The sequence below is a fragment of the Falsiroseomonas oryzae genome (genome assembly GCF_027856955.1).
GTDB lineage: Bacteria > Pseudomonadota > Alphaproteobacteria > Acetobacterales > Acetobacteraceae > Falsiroseomonas > Falsiroseomonas oryzae.
Map to the genome: position 1 here is coordinate 1 of NZ_JAPSMD010000467.1, position 3979 is coordinate 3979.

Annotated in this window: 3 protein-coding genes; all 3 read left to right on the forward strand. The window is 72.4% G+C overall.

All coding sequences use genetic code 11. The annotated features are described in order from the left end of the window. Positions 1-233: GNAT family N-acetyltransferase (locus OZN99_RS27105; RefSeq protein WP_270938345.1), on the forward strand; the 233-nt coding region annotated here is incomplete at its 5' end. An 11-nt stretch (positions 234-244) separates the two neighbouring features. Continuing rightward, positions 245-634, forward strand: coding sequence for a DUF4280 domain-containing protein (locus tag OZN99_RS27110; protein WP_270938346.1), 390 nt, complete (start codon positions 245-247; stop codon positions 632-634). Between the two features lie 12 nt (positions 635-646). Continuing rightward, the coding region (locus OZN99_RS27115; protein ID WP_270938347.1) for a type VI secretion system Vgr family protein at positions 647-3979 on the forward strand (3333 nt) is incomplete at its 3' end.

Consider the following 3979-nt stretch of genomic DNA (forward strand, 5'->3'; position numbering starts at 1 on the left):
GCCAGGGCAGCGGCATCGGCGCGGCCCTGCTCGGGGCCATCGCCGTCCATGCGGCAGCGCACGGCGCGCGCGGACTGTCCGGCGCCATCCTGCCCGGCGAGCCCGCGATGCGGCGCCTGGTGGCGGCCGCGTCCGGCCTCGTCACCCTGGCGCCGGCCGGCGAGGAGACGCGCGTGACGCTTCTGTTCGAGCCCCCCGCGGCGCCCGTGCCGCCCGGCCCGCCGGCACTGTAGGAGGACGCGCGATGCCGTTCTGGGTGGTGGACGGCGCGGTGATCGCCTGCACCATGGGAATGGCCCCGGCGACGCTCGGCGTGCCGCCACGGCACGGTGTCACGCTGGAGCACAAGGGCAAGGCGACCATCATGGATCACAAGCCCATGGTGAATATCCGCCCCTTCGGCGCCTGCATGAGCCCGGCCAACCCCCAGGTGGCGGCGGCCACCGCCGCGGCGCTTGGCGTGCTGACGCCGCAGCCCTGCCAGCCGATGACGCAGACGCCCTGGATGCCCGGCAACCGCGCGGTGCGCATCGCGCAGGAGCCGGGGCTGGACGACACCTGCACCTGCCAATGCCTCTGGGGCGGCACGATCAGCGTGGTCTTCGCGGGCCAGGTCAGCAACCCGGTCCCCTGACGGAGCCCCGCCATGGCGCTGAAGAACAAGGGACGCGAGCTCGAGGTCTTCACCGCGCTCGACACCGCCCGCGACGGCCGGCGCAACGACCCGGACCGCGACGACCCGCTGGTCCTGGTGCATGTCTCCGGCGCCGAGGGCATCTCCATGCCCTATGCCTTCGACCTGACGATGGTCGGCACGCCGGAGGTGGAGGTCGAAGCGCGTCGGATCGTCGGCCACGCCGCGCATTTCAGGATCCGGCGCAACGCCGAGGTGAACGGCAAGCCGCAGGAGGGGCACGTCACACGCTATGGCGTGATCGAGACGCTGGAGCGCCTCGGCTCGCTGAACGGCCGCCGCACCTACCGCGCGCGGCTCGTCCCCACCTTCCGCCTGGCCGCCTTCGACCAGCGCAACCGGGTGTTCGAGAACCGCACCCTGGTGGACATCCTGCACGAGGTGCTGGATCCCTTCCAGCACATGCTCTTCGACAAGCGACTGCTCTCGGACGAGGTGAAGCAGCACGTCATCCCGTTCTGCGCGCAGTACAACGAGACGACCTTCGCCTTCGTCCACCGCCTGCTGGACCGCCACGGGATCTCCTACCGGTTCCGCCACGACGACGACATCCAGCGCGAGGAGATGGTGCTGTCGGACGGCGAGCACCGGCCGCCCTCGATCGGCTTCATGCATGTGACGAAGGGCGGAACCGGCCCCTTCGACATCACGGCCTTCAAGCGCAGCTTCGTCAGCACCGGCCAGCACGTGAAGCTCGGCGACTTCAACGAGCTCGACCCGAAGAACACGCCGGTGGACTTCGCGGCCGTGCACGACGCCTATGCGATGGCGGCGCAGAACATCGGGCTGCGGGCGGAGATCTTCCCCTCCGCCGCCTTCGACGCCATCCCCGCCCGGGCCGGCAAGGAGTTGCCGACGCCGCCCGCCGCGCGGCGCATGCACCAGGCGGAGGCCTCGGTCGTCTCGGCCTCGGGGCGCACGCGCCAGGTGGACCTGACGGCCGGCCGGCACTTCTCGGTCAGCCGCGACGACACCAAGGCCGGCTTCAACGGGCAGAGCTACGTCGTGAAGCTGGCCGCGATCGAGGCCTTCCACTTCGCCGACGACCGCAGCTTCGGCGACAAGTTCGTCAGCGTGGTGCGCGGCACGCTGGGCAGCGCGCTGACCCTGGTGCTGGGCGAGAAGGCCGGCAAGGCCGCCGCCGGCGCCACCGGCCTGAAGGACGACGAGCGCGAGAACGACCTGCTCGGCGAGGCGGCGGAGCGCGTGCGGGACAAGGTGAAGGCGGACAGCCTGCCCAAGGCCATCGAGATCCATGACTGGCTGAAGAACAAGCCCGGCGCCTCCGACCCCTCCGGCCTGCCGGACAGCGTCGGCAAGGCGATCGGCCGCGGCGGCAGCGCGCTGGTCGCCGCGCTGACGGCGGCGGGCAGCCTTGCCAAGACGGTGGTGGACGCGGTCTCCGAGGGCTTCGAGAAGTCGCATGGCTATGCCTGCGCCTTCGAGGCGATCCCGGTGGATGGCGACTTCCAGCCGGACCGCTGGCCGACACCGGGCGCGTCGCGGCCACTCGCCGCGGGACCGCATCTCGCGCTGGTGGTCGGGCCGAAGGGCATTGCCACCACCGAGCACGACATCTTCACCGACGCGCTCGGTCGGGTGCGCATCCGCTTCGCCTGGGACCCCGGGCCGAATGGCCCGGAGCCGGACAAGCCCGCGGACGACCGGCTGGCGAGCGACCGCAACACCTGCTGGGTGCGCGTGGCCGAAGGCTGGGCGGGGGAGCGCTACGGCGTGCAGTTCCTGCCCCGCATCGGGGAGGAGGTGCTGGTTGGCTTCCTGGACGGCGACCCGGAGCGGCCCATCATCGTCGGTCGCGCCTACAATGCGGGCTCCGGCAGCACGCACCTGCCCTTCCCTGCCCTGTCGGTCGCCGGGCGCAACCTGGAGCACCGCGAGGACCTGGCCGCCACCGTCAACGACCGCACGACGCGCAGCGGCATCCGCACCCGCTCCACCCCGGCGAAGGGCGCGCGGGACGCCGGCTTCCACATGATCCGCTTCGAGGACGAGCAGGGGAAGGAGCAGTTCCTGCTGCGCGCCGAGCATCGGCTCGACACCACCAGCACCGGCAGCCGCTACGACACCACGCGCGGCAGTCACCACATCCGCGTCGGCGGGGGGCCGCCGCCGAAGGGCGCGGACTCCGGCGGCGGCGCCTTCACCTCGATCGGCGGCGAGCAGAACCTGGAGGTCGCGCAGAAGCGCTACGACAAGGTGACCTCCGACGAGCATCGCACCGTGGGCGGCAGCGCGCTGGCCGGCGTCACCGGCGTGAGCTTCACCTCCTCGGACAAGCAGCTGGTACTGACGGCGGACTTCCTGATGCTCCATGCGCGCTCGCAGATACAGCTCGTGGTCGGCAACTCCCACGTGCTGATCACGCCGGTCGGGGTGCAGACGGTCGGCGCCATCGTGCCGGACAAGGAGCAGAACAGCCCGGAGGACCCGCCCGCCCCGGTGCTGGAGGAGCCGCTCGGCGCCGCACAGGCCGATCCGGGGGAGCCGCCGGACTGGCTGGCGCAGCAGGCCAGGGCCGGCGGCAAGGGCGGCGGCCGGCGGCATCGCCAGCTCAAGGTGAAGCAGGCGATGTACGTCACCGACATCGGCGACGGGCAGCTGCGCGTCAGCAGCAGCAAGGACAGCGACAAGGGCTTCGTGATCCAGGCCGACGGCGATGCGAACTACGCGACGCGCGTGGTGGGCGAACTGCAGGACATGCGCGACGATCCGGACACCTGCGACATCCTGGCCGCGGCCGAGAACCGCCAGCACCCCGTGGTGTTCACCAAGCCGCCCGAGGACGGCAGCGTCAACGTGCCGCAGGGCGATCCTGAGAACGGCCCGGACGCAGTGCGGGAGGGCGACTACTGGCAGGACAACACGCTCGGCGGCCTCGAGCCCGGCACGGGCCAGGGCACCGGCACCATCGTGCAGCACGACCCGGCCATGGCGCCGACCCGCGACCCCGACGATCCCGAGTATGATGCGCGGCTGCGGCGGAACGAGTTGGCGGAGGTGCTGCGCAAGAGCCAGTCGCACGACAGCGGCGACACGCCCGGTCGCGACCCGGCCGGGGAGTGGCGCGAACCGCCCGAGGGCGAGGACGAGCCGCCGTCCGGGGAGGAACCGCCACCCTTCGTCGCGCCGCCGCCTGCCGATGGGCTGCCCCCGCCCCCGCCGCCGCCGCTGTTCCAGGGCGGCGACGAGCCGCCGCCCTTCCGCCCGCCGCCGCCGGCGGACGGGCTGGATCCCCCGCCGCCGCCCGACGACCAGCGCCAGAGC